The sequence below is a fragment of the Halorubrum sp. SP3 genome (genome assembly GCF_005435195.1).
GTDB classification, from domain to species: Archaea; Halobacteriota; Halobacteria; order Halobacteriales; family Haloferacaceae; genus Halorubrum; species Halorubrum sodomense.
In genome coordinates this window covers 1-216 of the sequence record NZ_SGTU01000278.1, presented here as the reverse complement: position 1 = coordinate 216, position 216 = coordinate 1, and the positions used below count along the sequence as shown (strand labels likewise).

1 protein-coding gene is annotated in these 216 nt (G+C 49.5%); it reads right to left on the bottom strand.

All coding sequences use genetic code 11. The features are described from left to right. Positions 1–28: 28 nt before the first annotated feature. Positions 29–216 (bottom strand): hypothetical protein (locus EXE42_RS19765; RefSeq protein WP_206750752.1); only part of this gene is annotated, 188 nt, incomplete at its 5' end.

Here is a 216-nt window from a genome sequence, read left to right as displayed (position 1 = left end):
TTCTGACCACACCCTTCGTCAATTACGGTCAGATTGAGTGCATCTCCCTCATCGTGCCTTGGTCGATCACCATCTGATCGGAGACGAATCCGATCGTCTTCATCAGCCATTTCATCAGCTGCTTTATGAGCAGTGTCGAATAACGGTGGATCAGGCTCATCCCCAAACTTTTCACGGAACTTTCGGAGGAGAATTGCGTCCTGCGCATTGACGATA